Below are 19,339 nucleotides of genomic sequence, written 5' to 3'. Positions count from 1 at the left end.
CTACCCGCTTCATCTCCGATCATGCTCCTCGTTTTCGGCCTGACGTGCCACTCGCTTTTCGTAGTCCGCACGTCCGTTCGGATCTACCGATGTCAGTGCGCGGCGATCGTCGATCACCCGGCGTCCGATATTGATCATCCATTCGGGTACAACAGCGTCGATGAGATCCCAACCCGCAAGGTAACGGGGAACCGTAGTTTCGGCTCGCCGATGCACGACCGTGTCGACGACGGCTTTGGCCACGACCTCGGGTTCAACTGTCGGCATGCCCTTTCCGAGTGGCACACCGGAGGAGAGCCCGGTGCGCACGGCGCTGGGCAGGATGGCGCTGACGCTGACTCCGGAATCTGCGAATTCGACACGGGCAGAGGCTGAAAGACCCACCGCGCCGAACTTGCTTGCGTTGTACACGGCCATTCCGGGCACGGGGAGCTTGCCCGCCATGGATGCGATGTTGACGACGTGGCCGCGTCGTCGTTCCACCATGCCGGGCAGCACCGCGCGCATCCCGTGAATCGGCCCCCAGACATTGACGTCGAGAGTGACTCGACTGGTGGCGTCGGACTCGTCGAGGAAGCCGCCGAGCGGCATCACTCCCGCATTGTTGACCAGAATGTCGATGTGACCGAATTCGCCGATCACTGTGGAGATGAACACATCCCAGGATTCGCGCGAGGTGACGTCCAGTGCGTAGCCGCGGGCCCGTGCGCCGATGGACGCGGCGGTGTCGACGGCTGTCTCCTCGTCGAGATCGCCGACGCAGACGAGTGCGCCGCGAGTTGCGAACAACTCCGCTGTGGCGCGGCCGATTCCGCGGCCGCCGCCGGAGATGACAACGAGTGCTCCGTCGAGATCGATCGGCGGGTAGGCGGTGCCGAAGAGGCTCATGCGGTGTACTCCGGTTCGAAGGTGGTGGTGCGCTCAGAGGGCGTGTTATGCGACGCAGGGTTGTTGGAAAGCGTGTGGTTGTAGGCATATGGATCGAAGTCTCGTAGCCGTCGACGCATGGCGCCCGAAGACCATGGCCAGTTGAAACTGTTGCGGCCGTTGACGTCGAAGAAATAGCTTTCGCAACCACCGGCGTTGTAGACCGTGGTTCCGAGCGCTTCCTGAACCTGAGAGTTGAAGGCTGCCTGTACTTCCGGCCGCACGTCGATGGTTTGCCAGCCGTGCCGACGAGCGTGGTCGATCGCCTGCGCCACATAGTTCAGTTGGGCTTCCAAGATCATGAATGCAGACGTATGCCCGGTGCCGAGGCTCGGCCCCAGCAGAATGAACGCGTTGGGAAATCCGCTGACGGCGGAACCCAAGTACGCCCGCGGACTTCCCTGCCAATGATCGTCGAGTGATCGACCTTCTCCATCGAAAACCGTGGAGGCGATGGGCATGTCGAGGATGTGGAAGCCCGTTCCGAAGATGATGGCGTCCACCTCCGATTCCGCGCCGTCGGCGCCGATCACGGTATTGCCGCGGATCTCTTCGACTGCATTGGCGTGGACGCTGACATTGGGTTTGCCGAGGGCCGGATAGTACGAGTTCGACATGAGCAGTCGCTTGCAACCGAGGGTGTAGTCGGGTGTCAGCGCCTTGCGTAGCTTCGGATCGCGGACCTGCAGGCGCAACTGGGCTGAACCGAGTTTCTGCACGATTCGCAGGATCCACGGATTGCGGAATCCCAATCCCAGCGCTTCCATGATTCCGTATTCGATGCTGCGAAGGGCCTTGTGTGCTGCCGGTACGAATCTCATGACGGACCTTTCGATCCGCGGTACGTAGTGATCCGGTTTGGGGAGAACCCATTGAGCGGTTCGCTGGTAAAGGTGAAGTGTGGAGACCTCGGAGACGATGCGCGGAACGAACTGGACTGCCGAAGCGCCGGTCCCCACGACAGCGACGCGTTTCCCGGTCAAGTCGTAGTCGTGATTCCACTGCGAGGAATGAAACACCTCGCCCTCGAACGTTTCCAGTCCGGGGATTGCCGGTGTCAAGGGTTCGTTCCACGGACCCGTGGCCGCGATCACGAAACGAGCAGTGAGTTCGCCACTGGAAGTTGTGATCTTCCACAGGGATTGCGACGCATCCCACTGGGAGGAGAGCATTTCGACCCCGAAGCGGACGTGCTTGTCGACGCCGTGGCGGAGGGCAGTATCGTCGATGTATTCGCGGATCTCCGGCTGCTCCGCGAACAATCGCGTCCAATCCGGATTGGCGGCAAAGGAATACGAGTACAGGCCGGACGGAACATCGCAAGCGCAACCGGGATAGGTGTTGGCGCGCCAGGTTCCACCGAGGGAATCGGCTTTCTCGAGCAGGACGAAATTTTCGATCCCGAGGCGCTGCAGATGAATGGCTGCGCCGATTCCGGAGATCCCGCCGCCGATGATCACGACCTCGAAGTGGTCAGGTTCGTTGTTCACTGAGTCTGCGCTTTCACTGGTGGGAATGGGTGGAGTGGAACGGGTGGGCATCGAGCTCGCGCTTGACGCTCGCACGTGTTGTGCGCAGGGATGATTCGAAGGTGGCGAGCCGCCGTCGGCCGTCCATGAAGTTGGCGCCCATGACGGCGAGATCGTCGTCGGTGGCATCGATGCGCAGGACCTTGGTGCCCGCAGCGCGAACCAGCTCGATCTCGCGGTCGAGGCCCTTGGACATGGCGTTGCGCAGGGCGCCGCGTTCGATGCGGGCAGCACCGCGCGCCGGCTTCAGTGTTCGAGATGCCATGGGCGCCAGTACGACCAGCTCGTCCAGCTCGAGGGGGAGCAGGAGGTCTACCGACGCCGTGGATGCCGCGCCGCCGTCGATGTACCTGACGCCGTCGATGGTGACAGGTGGGAACCAGCCGGGAATCGCCCAAGACGCTCGAAGTGCCTCGCCGACGGTCGCTTCCGGAGCCCCCTGTGCCCCGAACGCGACCCGTCGCCCCGTTCTGTAGTCCATGGATACCATGTACGCGCTCGGATGTGGGAGCCACGAATCGCCAGGGGCAAGTGATGCGGCGAGCGTGGTGAGCCACGACGGGTCGCCGCCACCAAGCGGTGCTATGCCGCTCATCCGGCTCAGAACCGGAAGATCTCGACGCACCACCAGTCGTGGATTGCCGATCCCCAAGCTCGGTAGTGGTGGGATTTTTCCGGGTGCCGACGCGATGTGGGCGAGGAGTTCGGGGCGGGCCGCGGGATCGCCGAGTTGCATGGCGACCAGCTCGTCGACACCGACTCCGCTGCCGAGCATCGTCACGAACTCGGCTCCGGCGGACGTGCCGATGATGGCGGTGGCTTCGCGGGGATCCCAGTCGAGTGCATCCTGAACCGAGGCGAGTGCGGCAACGGTCCAGGCGAAGCCGAGAGTGCCGCCGCATCCGATTGCCAAGCCGCGTTTCGGCGCGCTGTTTCGTCCGGACCTGGTCGCGGTGGTGCCGGTCACTTCTGAAGTCATATTTCGGAGACTATCAGTATCTGAATAACGTGGGTACTCCAAATTCGGTTTTCCGGAGTGCGCTTGCGGGGCGCTCTCGGTATTCGGCTACCGTTGGAATCTCGATACTTCAGAACCACTAGGAGGTTCCGATGGCGCGATTGACCAGGCAGGAAGCGCAGGCGTTGACCCGCGAGACCCTGTTGGCGACGGCCGTCGAGCATTTTCTCGATCGTGGATACGCCGCCGCGTCACTCGATCAGATCGCCGAGGATGCCGGCTACTCGAAGGGCGCGGTGTACTCGAACTTCAAGAACAAAGACGAGTTGTGCGCTGAAGTGCTCGGCCGAATCAGGTTGACCAAGGTCGGCGAGATCACCGCACAGCTCGGAGCGAAGTCGACGCTCGACGACGCGGTGGCCGAGTTCGCGCGGTGGGCCGAGCGGACGATCGGGGACCAGAGGTGGACTCTGCTCGAGGTCGAGTTCTCGGTCCGGTCGCGGCACAGCGAGGACATTCGAGCGAAAATCGCGGCGGGCGCCGACCAAGTGCGCGGACTGATTGCCGGAATGGTGCAGCACCTCGTCGAATCCAACAATGTGACGCCGACAATGGACCCGAATGCGGCAGCACTTCGAATGCTCAGCGTCGGAATCGGTTTGGGTCTTCAGCGTGCGATCAGCCCAGAGCTTCCCGTCGATCCGTTGGTGGATACGGTGCGCGAAATATTACTGGGTCGGTGAAACTGTTGGGCGGGCAAGGAGAACGCGCAGCATCCCGCCGATCTCGGCGACGGCGGCGCGTGAACCGGCGCTCGGTCCCAGAACGTTGACGAAGCCGTGGATGAATCCGGGATAGCGGCGATCCGTCACGTGGACACCGTTGTCGCGTAATCGTGCTGCGTAGGCTTCGCCTTCGTCCCGGAGTGGATCGAATCCCGCCGTGATCACGATGGCTGGTGGCAGGCCGGCCACGTCGGGGGCGCGTAGCGGCGACACCATCGGGTCGAGTCGATCGGCATCGTTGCCGAGGAAGCTGGACTCGTAGAAGTTCATATTGGCCTCGGTCAGGAAGAAGCCTTCACCGAACGTTGTTCTCGACGGCGCCTTCTCGTGAAAGTCGGTAGCGGGGTAGATCAACAGTTGTGCTGCCGGTGGGGTCTGGCCGTCGTCGCGGGCACGCAGCGCCACCGTTGCGGACAGGTGCCCGCCCGCGCTGTCGCCGCCGACAGCGATCCAGGTCGGGTCTGCGCCGAACTCTTCGGCGCGGTCGACGATGTCGAGGTAGGCAGCATAGGCGTCGTGCACCGGTGTGGGGAAAGCGAATTCGGGTGCGAGCCGGTAGTCGACCGAGACGACCCGTGCGCCGGAAGTCTCGGCCAACAGGCGGCATGGAGCATCGTGGGATTCGATGCCGCCCTGCACCCAGCCTCCGCCGTGGAAGTAGACGAGCAGAGCGCCGGTGTCGGCGCTCGGAACGTAGAGCCGGGCGCGAAGTGGGCCGTCGGCGCCCGACACGGAAATCTCTTCGGTGTGGACCGGTGCGGGCCGGCCACCCATCATGATCGCCGTTCGGGTGAGATTGGCGCGAGCAGCGGCGAGTGACTGGGAATCGGTTGAATGCGACGGTAGTGGCCGCGTCTTCGCGAGCGTGAGCAGCAGGTGTGCGTCGGCGTCGAGCGTGTTGCCGTCGATGATGACGGGCGGTCCGGTGATTCGACGTTTCACCGCGCTGGGCAGCGCGAATGCGGCTGCCACCAAGGATGCTTCGGCGCGATCTCGAATGCTGCGGCTGCTGGCCTGCTTCACGGATTCCGACACGTGGCGCACACTACCAAGCATGACTACTGCGACACTGTCGATCACGCAGATCGAGAACACACACCTGGTTCGGTGCGGTCACGCCAATTGGGTACTGGTCGAAGAGGGGTCCGATCTGACGTTGATCGACGGCGGATACCCGGCCAACGGGGCCGACGTCGAACGCTCGATCGAGCAGATCGGTCACCAGCTCGGGGATGTTCGGGCAATCCTCGTCACTCACGCGCACGTCGATCACATCGGCGGAATCGCGGACATCGTGACCCGGCTCGAGGTTCCGGTCCTGATGGATCCGTTGGAAGTGTCCCACGCGAAGCGGGAGTATCTGCATCAGTTGTCGCCGGCGAAAGTTCCGTTGCTGTTATGGCGGCGAGGTGCTCCGAAGTGGCTTCGCGACGTGATCGGAGTGGGCGCGTTGAAAGGTGCGGAACTGCCTCACGCACAGGCCTTTGCGTCAGGTGGAGCGCTGGACGTTCCCGGTCGGATCGTACCGATTCCCACCCACGGCCATACGGACGGCCACAGCGCTTACCTTGTCCCCGACGTGGGCGTCATCGCATCGGGTGACGCTCTGGTGACCGGACATGCGACGTCGAGCGTCGCCGGACCACAATTTCTGGTGTGCCCCTTCAATCATGATCGCGAAGCGACGGACCAGGCGTTGGACAATATCGCCGCTGCGCCTGCCGGCGTGCTGTTTCCCGGACACGGTCCGGTCTACGAAGGCAGCATGGCTGCCGCAGTCGAACAGGCCCGAGCCGGCCGGACAAGGATGCGTCCATGACTACTGTCGAAACGGTCGCCGAAGGTGCAGTGCACGGTTTCCTGCATCGGCCTGATTCTGCGCCGATCGCCACGCTTGCACTGACTCACGGCGCCGGAAGTAACTGCGACACTGTGCTGTTGCGTGCTGTTGCCGACGGCTTTGCGGTGGCGGGAGTGCAAGTTCTCCGATTCGATCTCGCGTTTCGGTTGCGTCGAGCTTCGGGGCCGCCACATCCGTCGCGTGCTGCGGAGGATCGCGCGGGCATTGCCGAGGTGATTGCCGCTGTTCACGCGGACTACTCGGTGCCCGGACCTGTTCTGCTCGGCGGACATTCGTACGGCGGGCGGCAAGCGTCGATGCTGGCGGCGGAGAACCCAGGACTCGTCGACGGTCTCGTTCTGCTGTCTTACCCACTGCATCCACCGAAGAAGCCCGACAAGCTCAGAACGGAACACCTGCCCGAGTTGAACACACCGACCGTTGTCGTCCACGGATCGAAGGACGAGTTCGCGACCACGGAGGAGATTCGGGCTGCACTCGCGCTGATTCCCGCACCGACGCGATTGGTGGAGTTCGAGGGAGCTCGACACGACTTGTCCGTGGTGAAGTATCCGGTGGTCGAACAGGCAGTCGCCGCAGCAACAGAACTGTTCACGCTCGGACGTTGACGCGCCGGTTGCCCGTGTCGGTGGTTCCTGGTGAGATCGAAGCATGAGTGCCCAGCAGTATCAGCCCAGTGCCCTGTCCGACGTCACGGTGAGCGTCGACGGCGACGACACAGTCGTCAGCTTTCCCCGGGTGCTGCCGTATCCCGTCGAGAAGGTGTGGGAGGCGATCACCGACCCGGAGATGTTGGCGCAGTGGACGCCGTACACCGCCGATCGGAATCTGAGCCGTACGGGCGACGCCGTGATCACCATGCTCACCGAGGATGGCGCCCCCGAAATGTCGTTGCCGGTCAGTGTTCACGTCGTGGAGACCACCCGGCGTCTCGAACACGAGTGGGGCCCGGACGAATTGGTGTGGGACCTGGCCCCGGTCGAAGGCGGTACCCGCGTTGTGCTGACGCAGAGGTCGCGGGCTGAGGGGATGGCGTCGGCGCTCGCTGCTGGGTGGCATTTGTGCTTCGACGTACTCGACGCCCTTCTGGCAGGAGAGCCCTTCGGTCCGATCGTGGGCGAACGGGCACGCGAGTACGGCTGGGACGCGCTCAACTCCAGCTACGCGCGACGGTTGGGTATCGACGAATCTCAAGTCTGGTAGCTGCTCAGAGTTCTCGAGCGGCGAGCTTTCTGGTGGAGGCTCGCACGATCAGTTCGACGGGAAGTTTCACGGATTCGACGTTCCTGCCGGCGATCAATGCGAGCAGGTGTTCGAGCCCGGTCGCGCCGATCTTGCGGGCGGGGGACCTCACCGTCGTCAGTGGCACCGGGAGTTGGGAGACAACCGGGATGTCGTTGTAGCCGACCAGCGCAAGATCGTCCGGAATGCTCAACCCGAGATCGCGGGCCACGCCGAGAACACCGATAGCAATGGTGTCGCTCACCGTGAAGACGGCGTCGGGGCGTGAATCCCCGCCGAGCAGTGTTGCCGCGGCTTCGACTCCGCCTTGGACTTCGAACTCGGACGCCACGATTCGGTGCGGCGGCAGTTCCAAGCCCGCTTCGGCCAGGGCGTCGCGGAAACCTGCGACGCGTTCACGTGACGTGCTGGCGTGATCCGGTCCGGCGATCACACCGAGATCGCGATAGCCGCAATCCAGTAAATGCCTTCCCGCGAGGAAGCCGCCGAGGCGGTCGTCGCCGCTGACAAATGGAAGGCTGACAAATGGCAGGCCGACAAATGGAAGGCCGCGGTTCGCGGACGACGTCGCCGGGTCGATGTGCCGGTTCAGCAGCAAGATCGGAAGCGAGCGCAGGGGGAGTGAGTCGACGAAATCGGTACCCGGCAGGTGGATGCTGCTCAGCATGAGCCCGTCGACCTGGCGGCTGACCAGGAACTCGACTGCTTTACGCTGCGCGTCCAGATCGTCAGGTGGGCTGGAGAGCAGGACCGAGTAACCCGCCGCGGTGGCGGCTTCCTCGATGCCTTGGAACATAGTGGCCACAACGACGTCCGTCAGCCTCGGCATCACGACGCCGATGGTGGTGGTCTTGCGGGTACGCAGGCTGGCCGCCCACAGGTTCGGTTGGTAACCGAGCTTCTCGGCAACCTGACGAACTCGGAGCGCGGAGTCGGACCAACCGTCGGCGGGCTCGGGCTGACGGAGGACCCGTGACGCCGTCGAGATGTGGACCCCGGCCTGGTCGGCGATTTCGCGCAGCGTTGGCGGGCGGCCGTTGCTGCGGGTCGACGGATCGGGCGTCATCTGCGTCGGGGCTCCTGCTGTGGGTCCGGGTGTGGGTCGGAGTAAGGGTCGGGGATTGACGGGTGTGCAACCGGGCTCTACTCTAGGCGATGCAAACGATTGCGCAATCGTTCTCGCAAAGGATTGCGCCCAAGAACACTGGAGGCCCCGTGACCACGCCGCAGTCCCTGTCCGAGCTCTTTGCCATCGACACCCTGCTGGACGCCGAGGAGATCGCGATCCGCGACACGGTCCGCAAGATGGTCGACGATCGAATCCGCCCGCACATCGGCGAATGGTTCGAGGCGGCCGCATTGCCGGCTCGTGAGCTGGCCAAGGAACTGGGCGCGCTCGGCGTACTGGGCATGCACCTCGAGGGCTACGGCTGTGCCGGTATGAGCGCGACGGCGTACGGGTTGGCCTGCCAGGAACTCGAAGCTGTCGATTCGGGCATTCGCAGCCTCGTCTCGGTCCAGGGTTCACTCGCGATGTTCGCGATCCACCACAACGGAAGTGAAGAGCAGAAGGAAGAGTGGCTCCCGCGGATGGCGGCCGGTGAAGCCATCGGTTGCTTCGGTCTCACGGAACCCGATTTCGGATCCAACCCCGGCGGCATGCGAACCAACGCCAAGCGCGATGGTGACGACTGGATCCTCAACGGCACCAAGATGTGGATCACCAACGGCTCCATCGCGGACGTCGCCGTGGTCTGGGCGCGCACCGACGACGGAGTGCGCGGATTTGTCGTTCCCACCGACACTCCGGGATTCTCCGCCCCCGAGATCAAGAACAAGATGTCGCTGCGGGCGTCGGTCACCTCGGAACTGGTGCTCGAGGACGTGCGTCTGCCTGCCTCGGCGATGCTGCCCAAGGCTCGCGGACTGTCCGGCCCGCTCGGCTGCCTCAACGAGGCACGCTTCGGTATCATCTTCGGCGCGATGGGTGCAGCACGTGACTGCCTCGAGACCGCGATCTCGTACGCGCGTGATCGCAAGGTCTTCGACAAGTCGCTCGCCGCGTACCAGATCACCCAGGCCAAGATCGCCGACATGGCAGTCGAATTGGGCAAGGGTCAGTTGCTCGCAATCCACCTCGGACGTCTCAAGGATGCCGGGACGGTTCGTCCCGAGCAGGTCAGCACCGGCAAGCTCAACAACGTCCGCGAAGCCATCAAGATCGCCCGTGAGTGCCGAACCATCCTGGGCGCCAACGGCATCACGCTCGAATACCCCGTGATTCGGCACGCCAACAACCTCGAATCGGTTCTCACCTACGAGGGCACCTCCGAGGTTCACCAGCTGGTGATCGGTCGCGCTCTCACCGGTGAAGAAGCGTTCCGGTGACGGCAGACGCTGTTGGAGCGCTCGACGGGTTGGTGATCGCGGATTTCGGCCGCGTCCTCGCGGGCCCGTACGCCACGATGATTCTTGCCGATCTCGGCGCGGAAGTCGTCAAGATCGAGCGGCCGGGTGTCGGTGACGACACTCGCAGCTGGGGTCCGCCGTGGGTCGGGGACGAGTCGAGTTACTTCCTGTCGGTGAACCGCAACAAGAAGTCGGTCACCCTGGACCTGCGCGAGAACGAGGATCTCGAGAGTGCACGCGAGCTGGTTCGCAGCGCAGACGTCGTGGTGCAGAACTTCCTGCCGGGAACGATGGACCGTCTGGGGCTGGGCTACGACGCTGTCCGAGAGATGAATCCACGTGCGGTCTACTGTTCGATCAGCGGCTTCGGTGGCAACAATTCTCTGCCGGGGTACGACCTGTTGATTCAGGCGGTTGGCGGATTGATGAGTATCACGGGCCCCGATTCCAAGACTCCCACCAAGGTCGGTGTCGCGGTGGTCGACGTCATCACCGGCTTGCATGCCAGCGTGGGAATCCTTGCAGCGCTGCGCCACCGCGACCGAACGGGCGAAGGGCAGCATGTCGAGGTCAATCTGTTGTCCTCGGTGCTGTCCGCACTGGCCAACCAGTCGTCCGGCTACGTGGCAGCGGGCGTCGTGCCCGCGGCCATGGGCAATCGGCATCCGAGTATCGCGCCCTACGAGGTGTTCGACACCGCCGACCGCCCGCTGGTCCTCGCTGTCGGCAACGATCGCCAATTCGGTTCGTTGGTAGAGGTTCTCGGAATTCCCGAACTTGCCACAGATGCGCGTTTTGCGTCCAACAGCGACAGAGTTGCGCATCGAGAAGAACTGTTCGAGGCCGTCGCTGCTGCGCTGGCCGATCGTTCGGCGGACTCGTGGTTCGAGGCGCTGACCGAGCGCAGAGTTCCGTGCGGGCCCCTCAACGACATCGCCGACGCGATAGCACTGGCGGAGCGGCTGAATCTCGATCCGGTGGTAACCATCGACGATCCGCGTCGAGAGGCGCCAACTCGGCAGGTGGCCAACCCGATTCGGTTGAGCGGCACTCCGGCAACCTATCGGTCGGCCCCGCCGCGGTTGGGTGAGGACAGCGTTCCCACCCCGTCGGGAGTTGGTTGACGCACGCGAATCGGCCCCCGGAACACCGGTGGCCGATCTGCGTTTGTGACTGACTCAGCTGACCTCGAGGACCAGCTTTCCGGTGTTCGCACCGGCGAACAGAAGATTGAGGCTGTCGCCGAATGCGTCGATGCCCCCGTCGACGACATGCTCGCGGGCCGTCAATTCACCACTCTTGATCCACTTTCCGATCTGCTCCTGCGCTTCTGCGTAGCGATCGAGGTAGTCGAAGACCACGAAGCCGGCCATCGTGGCCCGGTTGACGAGAAGTGACAGATAGTGCGCGGGGCCGGGCTGAGGCTCGGTGGCGTTGTAACCCGCAATTGCGCCGCAGATGACGACCCGAGCGCCGAGGCGCAAACGCGAAAGAGCTGCGTCGAGAATCTCACCGCCGACGTTGTCGAAGTACACGTCGATACCGTCGGGTGCGTTGGACTTGAGCGCCTTGTAGACGGATTCGTTCTTGTAGTCGACGGCAACATCGAAGCCGAGGTCTTCGGTGAGCCACGCGCACTTCTCCGGACCACCGGTGATGCCGATGACCTTGCAGCCGTGGATCTTTGCGATCTGGCCGACGAGGCTGCCAACGGCGCCTGCAGCGCCGGATACTACGACGGTGTCACCGTCCTTCAACTTTCCGACGTCGAGCAGTCCGAAATATGCGGTGACGCCGGGGAATCCGAGAGCACCGAGCCAAGTCGGTAGGGGAGCGATCGATTCGTCGACCCGCGTGACATCGGTGCCATCGGAAACACCGTATTCGGAAGCGCCGAACGATCCGGCGACGATGTCACCGACCTGGTAATCGGGGTGTTGCGACTCGGTGATGCGTCCGACGCCGTGGGCGCGCATGACGGAGCCGAGCTTGACCGGAGGAACGTACGACTTGACGTCGTTGAGCCAACCGCGCATCGCGGGGTCGAGGGAGAGGTACTCGACCTTGACGACAAACTCACCCGGTCCGGCAGACGGGATTTCGGCATCGACATATTCCCAGGTGGAAGCGTCGGGAAGGCCTGTCGGGCGGGCGGCGAGGCGTACTTGGCGGTTGGTCATCTCTCCCCTTCGGTGAACAAATTGAACTTGAGGCCGGATTCAATATAGGTGATGGATCACGAACTGGGAAGAGTTGGATGAACCGATTGGCGACTATGTATGTTCGATCGATGAGCAATGTGCGGGTCGAAGACGTGCCTGGTTGGTTCACTCGGGCGCTGGAGGCGCCGGTCGAGACCGGTTCGGTGGAGGTCGAAGGCGCTGCGGTGCACTTTCGGGCTTGGGGGTCGGCGGGGCCGGGAATCGTGCTGATCCACGGCGGTGCGGCCCACAGCAGATGGTGGGATCACATCGCCCCGCAGTTGGCCGATGGGCGTCGTGTCGTTGCCCTCGATCTGACGGGCCACGGCGACAGTGACACCCGCGATGCCTACGCGATGTCCCAGTGGGCTCGCGAGGTGCTGGCGGCGGCTGAGGCCGGGGGAATCGACGGCAAGCCGATTCTGGTGGGGCACAGTATGGGTGGGATTGTTTCCTTCGTGGCTTCACATCTGCACGGCGAGCTGTTGGACGGCGTTGTCATCATCGATTCTCCCCTCAAGGCGCGTACGCCCGAAGAGGAGGCGGCTCGACGCCAGAATGCGTTCGGCCCCAAGAAGGTTTATCCCTCCAGGGAAGATGCGATGGGTCGATTCCGCTTCGTCCCGCCGCAGGACTCGGGGCTACCTGCGGTGCGTGATCATGTGGCGGCCACGTCGATGGAGGAAGTCGACGGTGGTTGGTCGTGGAAATTCGATCCGAACTTCTTTCTCCGTGTCGGCGCCGAAGATGTTCTCGACAGTGAACCGCGTTGCCGCGTAGCGTATTTCCGGGCCGAGAACGGAATTGTGTCCGACCGACTCATGGAACACATGCGCGGGTTGTTCGGACCGGAGGCCATCGTGGCGGAGATTCCCGAAGCCGGACATCACGTCATGATCGATCAACCGTTGCAACTTGTGACCGGGGTGCGAACTGTGTTGAGTGCGTGGGCCGTCACAAATCAAGTGCCGGTAAATCAAGTGGTAGGCAACATCGAGGAAAGGGTAGAAGCATGAGCACGGAATTGGCACTCGAACCGAAAGTTGAAGCCGCCCTGCAGTTGTGGCACACCATGATCGAAACCGGTGACCTGTCGGCGCTGCCGACCATTGTCGCGCCCGACGCGCAGTTCCGGTCGCCCACGGGATTCAAGCCGTACCAGTCCGCGGATGCCGTTGTGCTCATTCTCAATACGGTGATCCAGGTGTTCGAGAACTTCGAGTACCACCGGCAGTTCGCCGGAGCCAACGGTCGGCAGGTCGTGCTCGAATTCAGTGCGAACATCGGCGACAAGAGTCTCAAGGGAATCGACATGGTCGAATTCGACGACGACGGCAAGATCGTCGATTTCGAGGTCATGGTGCGTCCGGCCAGCGGGCTCGCCGCATTGGCTGCCGAGATGGGAAAGAGGCTCGGACAGACGCTACCGACCTACAAGGCCTGACCTGAGTCCGGCCAGGGCCGAGTCCGCCGGCTCAACTCGTGCTGAATCCGCCGTTGGAGTGAAGGAGTTGTCCCGTAATCCAGCCCCCGGCGTCGGACATCAGAAATCGAACGAGGTCTGCAGTGTCGCCGGGAGTACCCAGCCGGCCGGCAGGGGTCTGGAGGGTGGCGGCCTGTCTGATCTCCGGTGTCATCCACCCTGTATCGATTGGTCCTGGGTTGATGACGTTGGCTCTTACGCCGCGTGATCCAAGTTCGACTGCGGCGGCGATGACGATGCGGTCGAGAGCGCCTTTACTGGCCCCGTACGGAAGATTGTGGGCCGTGTGGTCGCTGGTAAGTGCGATGATCCGCCCGGTTACCTGACGGGCATCGTGCTGTTCGGGAAGTCGTTCGGCGAACGCTTTGATCAGCAACCAAGAGGCGCGGGCGTTGACGGCAAAATGTCGGTCCCAGCTCTCGATGGTGGTGTCGAGGATGGAGCTGTCGACGCTTTCGCAATGCGACAGCACCAGCCCATGAAGGTCGTTCCGCGATGCGGCAGCGTCAACGAGCTGATCGGCAGCGTCCGGCGAGGCCAGATCTCCGGGAACCAGGTCGACACGGCTCCCGAGTGCGCGACACTTCTCTGCAATATCCTGTGGATCGTGCGCTCCGCGGACGAACCCGGCGCGTTCGTCATAAGGCTCCCAGTAGCCGATCGTCAGATCCCAACCATCCTCTGCGAGACCCAATGCGAGGCTTGCTCCGATCGACTTGCTCCGGCCGACACCGGTGATCAACACGGTTCCGCGCTTCTCAGACACTGCTCGCCTCCAGAGGCCTCCTGTAACTGACGCGCACAACTCGAGCGCTCAACCGCGGGTGAGGCCACTTCAGTTGGAAGGACCACTGTAGCGGGCGAGCTGGTGACTGTAGCGAGCGAGCTGTCGCCGTAGGTGCCTCGAGCTGACCAGTGTCTTGACACGACGCTGGGCGCAGCGTTTGACTGAGATACAAGCTCGAGTTGATTCACCCGACTGTGTCCCGGGAGGTTGACCAATGCGCGGCAAGGGGATTGCAGGCAAAGGGACTCAGCGGGGGACCATCTCGGTACTGGCTGTGGTTGGGGTGTGCGTACTTTCATTTGCCACCACTCAGACGGCCGTCGCTCAACCTGTTGCAGAGACTGTCGATACCGGGTTCGTGATTCCCTTTGCCGGGGCGCCGGGATACGAGAGCGTCGCGCCCACGCAGATGACCAGTCCGGATCAGCTCAATCGGCCGCTGGGGCAACCGGTGGCGGACGCGATTGCCGCGCAGATCGGACTCGACAGTTCCGATGCTTTGTCCGAGGAGCAGTATCGCGATCTCATCACCGGCAGTGGGGTCGGCGGAAATCGTGAGGACGCCGAGGTGATCGACGAATGCGCCCGGATACTGACCAATACGGACGGGCGCCCTCTCTACTCCGGTACTACGCCGTCGGTTCTGGCCAGCTACGGGCTGTACGTGAATCCCGACGGTTTGCTCGAGAGTCCGGCCAACGCGGATGCGCCGACGCGACAGGTGAATACGCTGATCGCCCCTGGCGGTTTCGTGGGTACCTGGTTACGCAACAACGATGCGACCCATACCTTGATTGCGCTCTACCAGTCGGCATACACGGTCCAGGCAGTCTACGGATTTGCAGCGCAACAGATTTCGGGTGAAGCGCAGTTGGTGACCAACACCAAAGGCGATGTGAGTTCGGAGGTCGGCATGTCGATGGCGCCGCCGCTCTGGATAGTGAACTTCGCACTGCTCTACATCTTGAAGCCGTCACTCGCGGCGGCGATGCCTGCACACTGGGCTCCCATTCCGCCTGCCGTTGCCGACGCCGTGAAGGCGAGTCCCACCGGCCAAGTCGCTTTCAGTGACTACGCGTCCTACTTCGAGTGATCGGTCTGCCGGACAGCGCTCACGAACTTCTCGATCAAAGCGTGGTCCTTGACGCCCCGCGACGATTCGACGCCGCTGGAGACGTCGACGCCCCAGGCTCCGGTGGCATCCAATGCGTCACGGACGTTGTCCGGGGACAGTCCGCCTGCCAGGATCCACTGGCCTTGTGGGCGCGATTGCTGCTGGGCCCAGTTCCAGGGCACCCCGGATCCGGCATCTGCGCCGTCGATCAGGAGCTCGTCCTCACCGAGGTCGAGGTTGTAACCGTCGTGGACGTTGCCGGAGACGACTGCGCGGATGACGGTGAGGCCGGCGTCGTGCAGCCGCTGCACTTGCTCGGCGTCGACAAGGTCGTGAATCTGCACGGTGCGAAGCCCGGTGATCTCGGCGATCTCGAGGATCTGATCGATCGGGTTGCCGAGAAAGACTCCGATTGCACGGATGTGATCGGGTACTCGCGCGAGTAGTTCGACTGCGAGAGCGGGGTCGACTTTGCGGACGCTCTCGGCGAAGACGAAACCGATGGCGTCGACGCCCAGGCCCACCGTGAGGTCGACCGTGTCAACGTCGCGTAGGCCACAGACCTTGATGAATGTCACCTGATACAGAGTACTAGCGTCGTCGTCTAGCCTCGTGCGTGCGACATTTCTACGCGCGAGAGGCTTGACGTGGACTGGCTCTACCGAATCAGTTTGATCTCGGGACCGCTGCCGGTGATCCTGACTGTCCTTGGGGTCCTGGGAGGTGTGTGGCTGCTCGGTTCGAACGTGAGCTGGTACTACCGCAGAGCCGTACCGATCGCTGGGCTGATCGCACTGGTGATCATGATCGCCGTCTGGATCACCGTCGAAAAGGTGATCGTGCCGTTCCCCGATCCCATCGAGATGTCGATCTACGTGTGGATCGGTCTCGGTATCTATGCGCTGCTACTTCTCGGGCCGCGCATCAAGGCGGGCGGAACCGTCGCGAAGGCGGTGCTGTCCGTGGTTGCATCCGTGCTGGTCATCGTCACCGCCGCGACGCAGATCAATTTGGTTTTCGCCGCCTATCCGACTGTGGGAATTGCGTTCGGCCACGACGATTTCGACCGCATTTCACTCAGTGAAGTTCCCGGTCCGACGGATCCCGTCGTCACCGGCGACCCCACCGACACGGTGTGGAAAGCGCCGGAAGGCATGCCGATTCGCGGACGCGTCACGACTTTGCCGGTCCCTGGCACGATTTCGGGATTCTCGGCGCGTGACGCTCAGGTGTATCTACCGCCGTCGTACTTCACGAATCCGCGTCCACTTCTTCCCGTACTGGTGCTGATGGCCGGTCAGCCTGGTAAGCCCGAGGACTGGCTCCAGGGCGGAAAGCTCACCGCGACAATGGATTCATTTGCGCGCGATCATGCCGGGCTGGCGCCGGTCGTCGTGATCGCCGACGGAACGGGTTCGCAGATGGCCAATCCGCTGTGCACCGACTCTTCGCAGGGCAAGGTCGGCACGTATCTAGCAAAGGACTTGCCCGCGGCAGTGGCGAATGCGTTCCAGATCGATACGAATCCGAGAGCGTGGGCCATCGGTGGGCTCTCCTACGGTGGTACCTGTTCACTGCAGATGGCGACCAACTACCCCGATGTGTATCCGACATTCCTCGATCTGTCCGGTCAGTTGGAGCCTTCGCTCGGTGACCGACAGCGGACCGTCGACGAGATATTCGGCGGCGACGAGGCAGCGTTCGTGAAGGTGAATCCGATGGATCTCCTGGCGACCCGGAAGTTCCCGAACTCGGGTGGAGTGTTTGTGGTCGGAACAGATGACAACGAGTTCAAGCCCGGCCAGCAAAAGGTGTACGAAGCGGCCAAAGCGGCCGGGATGGACGCCAGGTATCTCGAGCTTCCCGGTGGTCACAGCTTTTCGGTGTGGTCGGCGGGTGTCGAACAGGAATTGGGGTGGATCTCGCAGCGAATGGGACTGATCAGCTGATTCCTGTTCCGGTTTTGGAACGTGTTCTATATTCGGTGTGTGGCTGCCGTTCGGCAGTCTCTCGATCGTTCACCGACTGGAGTTCAGGCACATGTACGAGTGGTCCGACACCGACCTGATGTTCCGCGACGCCTTGCGGGGCTTTATCGACAAGGAGGTGCGACCTCACGTCGACGAACTCGAAAGTGGTGCGCTGCCGCCGTTCGACATCATCCGCAAGCTGTACTCGACGTTCGGTCTGGCCGACATGGCACGCGAGGGTCTCGAGAAGTCGCTGGCACGCGAGCGTGGCGATGCACCCTCCAGTGACGGTGAGAAGTCGAGCGCTTTCAGCGGCGCAGGCAGTATGGGCGTTGTGCTCAACAGTGAATTGGCCGGAGTCAGCCTCGGTCTCGTCGCGTCGTTGGGCGTCAGCCTCGGATTGGCCGCCGGAACCATCCGTAGCCGCGGCACACTCGCACAGAAGGAACGGTGGCTCCCCGGCCTGGTGACATTCGAAACCGTCGGCGCCTGGGCGATCACCGAACCGGATTCGGGCTCGGATGCCTTCGGTGGCATGAAGTCCTACGTGCGCCGCGATGGCGACGACTACATCCTCAACGGCAACAAGACCTTCATTACCAACGGTCCGTACGCCGACGTGATGATCGTCTACGCAAAGCTCGATGAGGGGGATGCGTCGGTTGACCGTCGTGACCGCAAGGTGCTCGCCTTCATCCTCGACAAGGGCATGGAAGGACTCACGCAGAGCCCGCCGTTCAAGAAGATGGGAATGAACTCCTCACCCACCGGTGAGTTGTTCTTCGACAACGTCCGCATCACCAAGGATCGTCTGCTCGGCGAGACCGAGGACAGCGGAAAATCGGACGGAAAGTCCAGTGCCAAGGAGAGCTTCGCCGCCGAACGCATCGGCATCGCTTCCCTCTCGCTCGGCATCATCAACGAATGCCACCGTCTGAGTATCGAATACGCGAAGTCCCGCAAACTGTGGGGACGTGAGATCGGGCAGTTCCAGCTCATCCAGCTCAAGCTGGCCGAGATGGAGGTCGCTCGAATCAACGTGCAGAACATGGTCTTCAACGCGATCGAACGCACCGCGGCCGGAGACAAGGTGAGCCTGGCGGAGGCGTCGGCGATGAAGCTGTACTCCTCGCGCGCAGCGACCGAGGTCGCGATGGAAGCCGTGCAACTGTTCGGTGGAAACGGCTACATGGCCGAGTACCGGGTGGAGCAGTTGGCGCGTGATGCCAAGTCGCTCATGATCTATGCAGGCAGTAACGAAATTCAGGTCACCCATATTGCCAAGGGGCTTCTGGGCTGACGACCGGCACGTCGTTGCGTGTCGGTCGATCGCAGCAGGAACCAGATAGTCTTGCTGCGGTCGGCGACACCGCGCCGACGGATCGGAGTTGGTAATGGATGCGTCAGATCCCACTGCATCAGATTTCACTGCGCCGGATCACACCGCGCCGGATTCCACCCTTGTTCATCCGATGGCCGGGCAACCGCGAGTGGTGTTGCTGAGGCCGTTGATCGACAACCCGTTGATCGAGGTAGGGGAGTACACCTATTACGACGATCCGGAGTTCGCCGAAGAATTTGAGACTCGAAACGTGTTGCACCACTACGGTCCCGACAAACTGGTGATCGGAAAGTTCTGCGCGCTGGCAACCGGCGTCACCTTCATCATGAACGGCGCAAACCATCGAATGAACGGTGTCTCCACCTACCCGTTCCCGATCATGGGCGGTGATTGGGCCAGGCACATGGATTTGGTGCAGGATCTGCCGTCGCGCGGTGACACCGTTGTCGGGAACGACGTGTGGTTCGGCGGGAACGTGACAGTCATGCCCGGCGTCCGGATCGGCCACGGGGCGATTGTGTCCACCGGGTCCGTCGTAACGCGTGACGTCCCGGACTACGCCATCGTCGGCGGCAACCCGGCAACGGAGATCAAGCGCCGCTTCAGTGCTGAAGACATCGAGAAGTTGGTGCGAATTGCATGGTGGGACTGGCCGATCGAGAAGATCACCCGCCACGTCCGCGTGATCTCGGACGGGAGCGTCGCGGAACTCGAAGCAGTTGAGTGATCTA

Annotated in this window: 20 protein-coding genes; 12 read left to right on the top strand and 8 right to left on the bottom strand. The window is 62.7% G+C overall.

Features of this window, described 5'->3' with window-relative positions:
* Positions 1-9: 9 nt before the first annotated feature.
* From QM716_RS04430 to QM716_RS04420, 3 genes are read right to left on the bottom strand one after another with little or no spacing between them, the layout of a single operon-like run.
* The gene (locus QM716_RS04430; protein ID WP_283302611.1) at positions 10-888 is read right to left on the bottom strand and encodes an SDR family oxidoreductase; all 879 of its coding nucleotides are present in this window, start codon (positions 886-888) and stop codon (positions 10-12) included.
* A complete protein-coding gene (locus tag QM716_RS04425) occupies positions 885-2,417 on the bottom strand; it encodes a flavin-containing monooxygenase (protein ID WP_283302610.1) in 1,533 nt (510 codons plus the stop codon). The genes QM716_RS04430 and QM716_RS04425 overlap by 4 nt, the downstream gene beginning before the upstream one ends.
* A gap of 13 nt (positions 2,418-2,430) precedes the next feature.
* On the bottom strand, positions 2,431-3,435 hold the full coding sequence (locus QM716_RS04420; RefSeq protein ID WP_283302609.1) for a patatin-like phospholipase family protein: 1,005 nt from the start codon (positions 3,433-3,435) through the stop codon (positions 2,431-2,433).
* Positions 3,436-3,566: 131 nt separating this feature from the next.
* Here QM716_RS04420 and QM716_RS04415 point away from each other — a divergent pair, with 131 nt between their 5' ends.
* The gene (locus QM716_RS04415; RefSeq protein WP_283302608.1) at positions 3,567-4,157 is read left to right on the top strand and encodes a TetR/AcrR family transcriptional regulator; all 591 of its coding nucleotides are present in this window, start codon (positions 3,567-3,569) and stop codon (positions 4,155-4,157) included.
* Here QM716_RS04415 and QM716_RS04410 read toward each other — a convergent pair.
* Complete coding sequence (locus QM716_RS04410) at positions 4,143-5,234, bottom strand: alpha/beta hydrolase (RefSeq protein ID WP_283302607.1); 1,092 nt, start codon at positions 5,232-5,234, stop codon at positions 4,143-4,145. The genes QM716_RS04415 and QM716_RS04410 overlap by 15 nt on opposite strands.
* A gap of 19 nt (positions 5,235-5,253) precedes the next feature.
* Between QM716_RS04410 and QM716_RS04405 the strand changes: the two genes are divergently transcribed.
* The 3 genes from QM716_RS04405 to QM716_RS04395 are packed head-to-tail and all read left to right on the top strand — an operon-like array spanning position 5,254 to position 7,263.
* On the top strand, positions 5,254-6,018 hold the full coding sequence (locus QM716_RS04405) for an MBL fold metallo-hydrolase (RefSeq protein ID WP_283302606.1): 765 nt from the start codon (positions 5,254-5,256) through the stop codon (positions 6,016-6,018).
* Entirely contained in the window at positions 6,015-6,668 is a 654-nt protein-coding gene (locus QM716_RS04400) for an alpha/beta hydrolase family protein (protein WP_283302605.1), read from the top strand. Before QM716_RS04405 ends, QM716_RS04400 begins: the two co-directional genes overlap by 4 nt.
* A 43-nt stretch (positions 6,669-6,711) precedes the next feature.
* Positions 6,712-7,263, top strand: coding sequence for an SRPBCC family protein (locus QM716_RS04395; protein WP_283302604.1), 552 nt, complete (start codon positions 6,712-6,714; stop codon positions 7,261-7,263).
* A gap of 4 nt (positions 7,264-7,267) precedes the next feature.
* Here QM716_RS04395 and QM716_RS04390 read toward each other — a convergent pair whose 3' ends face one another.
* Positions 7,268-8,368, bottom strand: a complete 1,101-nt coding sequence (locus QM716_RS04390) for a LacI family DNA-binding transcriptional regulator (protein ID WP_283302603.1) — start codon at positions 8,366-8,368, stop codon at positions 7,268-7,270.
* 149 nt (positions 8,369-8,517) lie between these two features.
* Between QM716_RS04390 and QM716_RS04385 the strand changes: the two genes are divergently transcribed.
* Together QM716_RS04385 and QM716_RS04380 are read left to right on the top strand one after the other, a co-directional pair.
* Positions 8,518-9,690, top strand: a complete 1,173-nt coding sequence (locus tag QM716_RS04385; protein ID WP_046380332.1) for an acyl-CoA dehydrogenase family protein — start codon at positions 8,518-8,520, stop codon at positions 9,688-9,690.
* Complete coding sequence (locus tag QM716_RS04380; RefSeq protein ID WP_283302602.1) at positions 9,687-10,835, top strand: CaiB/BaiF CoA transferase family protein; 1,149 nt, start codon at positions 9,687-9,689, stop codon at positions 10,833-10,835. The genes QM716_RS04385 and QM716_RS04380 overlap by 4 nt, the downstream gene beginning before the upstream one ends.
* Before the next feature lie 54 nt (positions 10,836-10,889).
* Here QM716_RS04380 and QM716_RS04375 read toward each other — a convergent pair whose 3' ends face one another.
* On the bottom strand, positions 10,890-11,891 hold the full coding sequence (locus QM716_RS04375; RefSeq protein WP_283302601.1) for an NADP-dependent oxidoreductase: 1,002 nt from the start codon (positions 11,889-11,891) through the stop codon (positions 10,890-10,892).
* A 110-nt stretch (positions 11,892-12,001) separates the two neighbouring features.
* On the opposite strand from QM716_RS04375, the gene QM716_RS04370 reads away from it, so the two are divergent.
* A complete protein-coding gene (locus QM716_RS04370; protein ID WP_283302600.1) occupies positions 12,002-12,928 on the top strand; it encodes an alpha/beta fold hydrolase in 927 nt (308 codons plus the stop codon).
* Positions 12,925-13,356 (top strand): nuclear transport factor 2 family protein, encoded by a 432-nt coding sequence (locus QM716_RS04365; RefSeq protein ID WP_283302599.1) that lies wholly within the window; start codon positions 12,925-12,927, stop codon positions 13,354-13,356. The genes QM716_RS04370 and QM716_RS04365 overlap by 4 nt, the downstream gene beginning before the upstream one ends.
* A 31-nt stretch (positions 13,357-13,387) precedes the next feature.
* Here the strand turns inward: QM716_RS04365 and QM716_RS04360 are convergent, their stop codons facing one another.
* Positions 13,388-14,161, bottom strand: a complete 774-nt coding sequence (locus QM716_RS04360) for an SDR family oxidoreductase (protein WP_283302598.1) — start codon at positions 14,159-14,161, stop codon at positions 13,388-13,390.
* 235 nt (positions 14,162-14,396) lie between these two features.
* On the opposite strand from QM716_RS04360, the gene QM716_RS04355 reads away from it, so the two are divergent.
* The gene (locus QM716_RS04355) at positions 14,397-15,275 is read left to right on the top strand and encodes a hypothetical protein (protein WP_283302597.1); all 879 of its coding nucleotides are present in this window, start codon (positions 14,397-14,399) and stop codon (positions 15,273-15,275) included.
* Here the strand turns inward: QM716_RS04355 and QM716_RS04350 are convergent.
* Positions 15,263-15,874 carry a phosphoribosylanthranilate isomerase gene (locus QM716_RS04350; RefSeq protein WP_283302596.1) on the bottom strand — a complete coding sequence of 204 codons (612 nt, stop codon included), beginning with the start codon at positions 15,872-15,874 and terminating at the stop codon, positions 15,263-15,265. The two genes, QM716_RS04355 and QM716_RS04350, sit on opposite strands and share 13 nt — an antisense overlap.
* 69 nt (positions 15,875-15,943) lie before the next feature.
* Here QM716_RS04350 and QM716_RS04345 point away from each other — a divergent pair, with 69 nt between their 5' ends.
* The 3 genes from QM716_RS04345 (at position 15,944) to QM716_RS04335 (ending at position 19,335) form a co-directional block, all read left to right on the top strand.
* Positions 15,944-17,245 (top strand): alpha/beta hydrolase, encoded by a 1,302-nt coding sequence (locus QM716_RS04345; RefSeq protein ID WP_283302595.1) that lies wholly within the window; start codon positions 15,944-15,946, stop codon positions 17,243-17,245.
* A 91-nt stretch (positions 17,246-17,336) separates the two neighbouring features.
* Complete coding sequence (locus QM716_RS04340; RefSeq protein WP_230814689.1) at positions 17,337-18,566, top strand: acyl-CoA dehydrogenase family protein; 1,230 nt, start codon at positions 17,337-17,339, stop codon at positions 18,564-18,566.
* A 94-nt stretch (positions 18,567-18,660) separates the two neighbouring features.
* Complete coding sequence (locus tag QM716_RS04335) at positions 18,661-19,335, top strand: CatB-related O-acetyltransferase (RefSeq protein WP_502941944.1); 675 nt, start codon at positions 18,661-18,663, stop codon at positions 19,333-19,335.
* Positions 19,336-19,339: the final 4 nt, after the last annotated feature.

The sequence above is a fragment of the Rhodococcus sp. IEGM 1409 genome, assembly GCF_030056735.1.
Lineage (GTDB): Bacteria > Actinomycetota > Actinomycetes > Mycobacteriales > Mycobacteriaceae > Rhodococcus_F.
The sequence above is the reverse complement of the archived record's forward strand: the minus strand, read 5'-3'. Positions and strand labels throughout refer to the sequence as shown.

Coding starts and splice junctions, on each gene's coding strand:
- QM716_RS04335 (WP_502941944.1), top strand. CDS start 18,661: ATGGATGCGTCAGATCCCACTGCATCAGATTTCACTGCGCCGGATCAC.
- QM716_RS04355 (WP_283302597.1), top strand. CDS start 14,397: ATGCGCGGCAAGGGGATTGCAGGCAAAGGGACTCAGCGGGGGACCATC.
- QM716_RS04390 (WP_283302603.1), bottom strand. CDS start 8,368: ATGACGCCCGATCCGTCGACCCGCAGCAACGGCCGCCCGCCAACGCTG.
- QM716_RS04370 (WP_283302600.1), top strand. CDS start 12,002: ATGAGCAATGTGCGGGTCGAAGACGTGCCTGGTTGGTTCACTCGGGCG.
- QM716_RS04415 (WP_283302608.1), top strand. CDS start 3,567: ATGGCGCGATTGACCAGGCAGGAAGCGCAGGCGTTGACCCGCGAGACC.
- QM716_RS04395 (WP_283302604.1), top strand. CDS start 6,712: ATGAGTGCCCAGCAGTATCAGCCCAGTGCCCTGTCCGACGTCACGGTG.
- QM716_RS04400 (WP_283302605.1), top strand. CDS start 6,015: ATGACTACTGTCGAAACGGTCGCCGAAGGTGCAGTGCACGGTTTCCTG.
- QM716_RS04340 (WP_230814689.1), top strand. CDS start 17,337: ATGTACGAGTGGTCCGACACCGACCTGATGTTCCGCGACGCCTTGCGG.
- QM716_RS04375 (WP_283302601.1), bottom strand. CDS start 11,891: ATGACCAACCGCCAAGTACGCCTCGCCGCCCGCCCGACAGGCCTTCCC.
- QM716_RS04430 (WP_283302611.1), bottom strand. CDS start 888: ATGAGCCTCTTCGGCACCGCCTACCCGCCGATCGATCTCGACGGAGCA.
- QM716_RS04420 (WP_283302609.1), bottom strand. CDS start 3,435: ATGACTTCAGAAGTGACCGGCACCACCGCGACCAGGTCCGGACGAAAC.
- QM716_RS04405 (WP_283302606.1), top strand. CDS start 5,254: ATGACTACTGCGACACTGTCGATCACGCAGATCGAGAACACACACCTG.
- QM716_RS04365 (WP_283302599.1), top strand. CDS start 12,925: ATGAGCACGGAATTGGCACTCGAACCGAAAGTTGAAGCCGCCCTGCAG.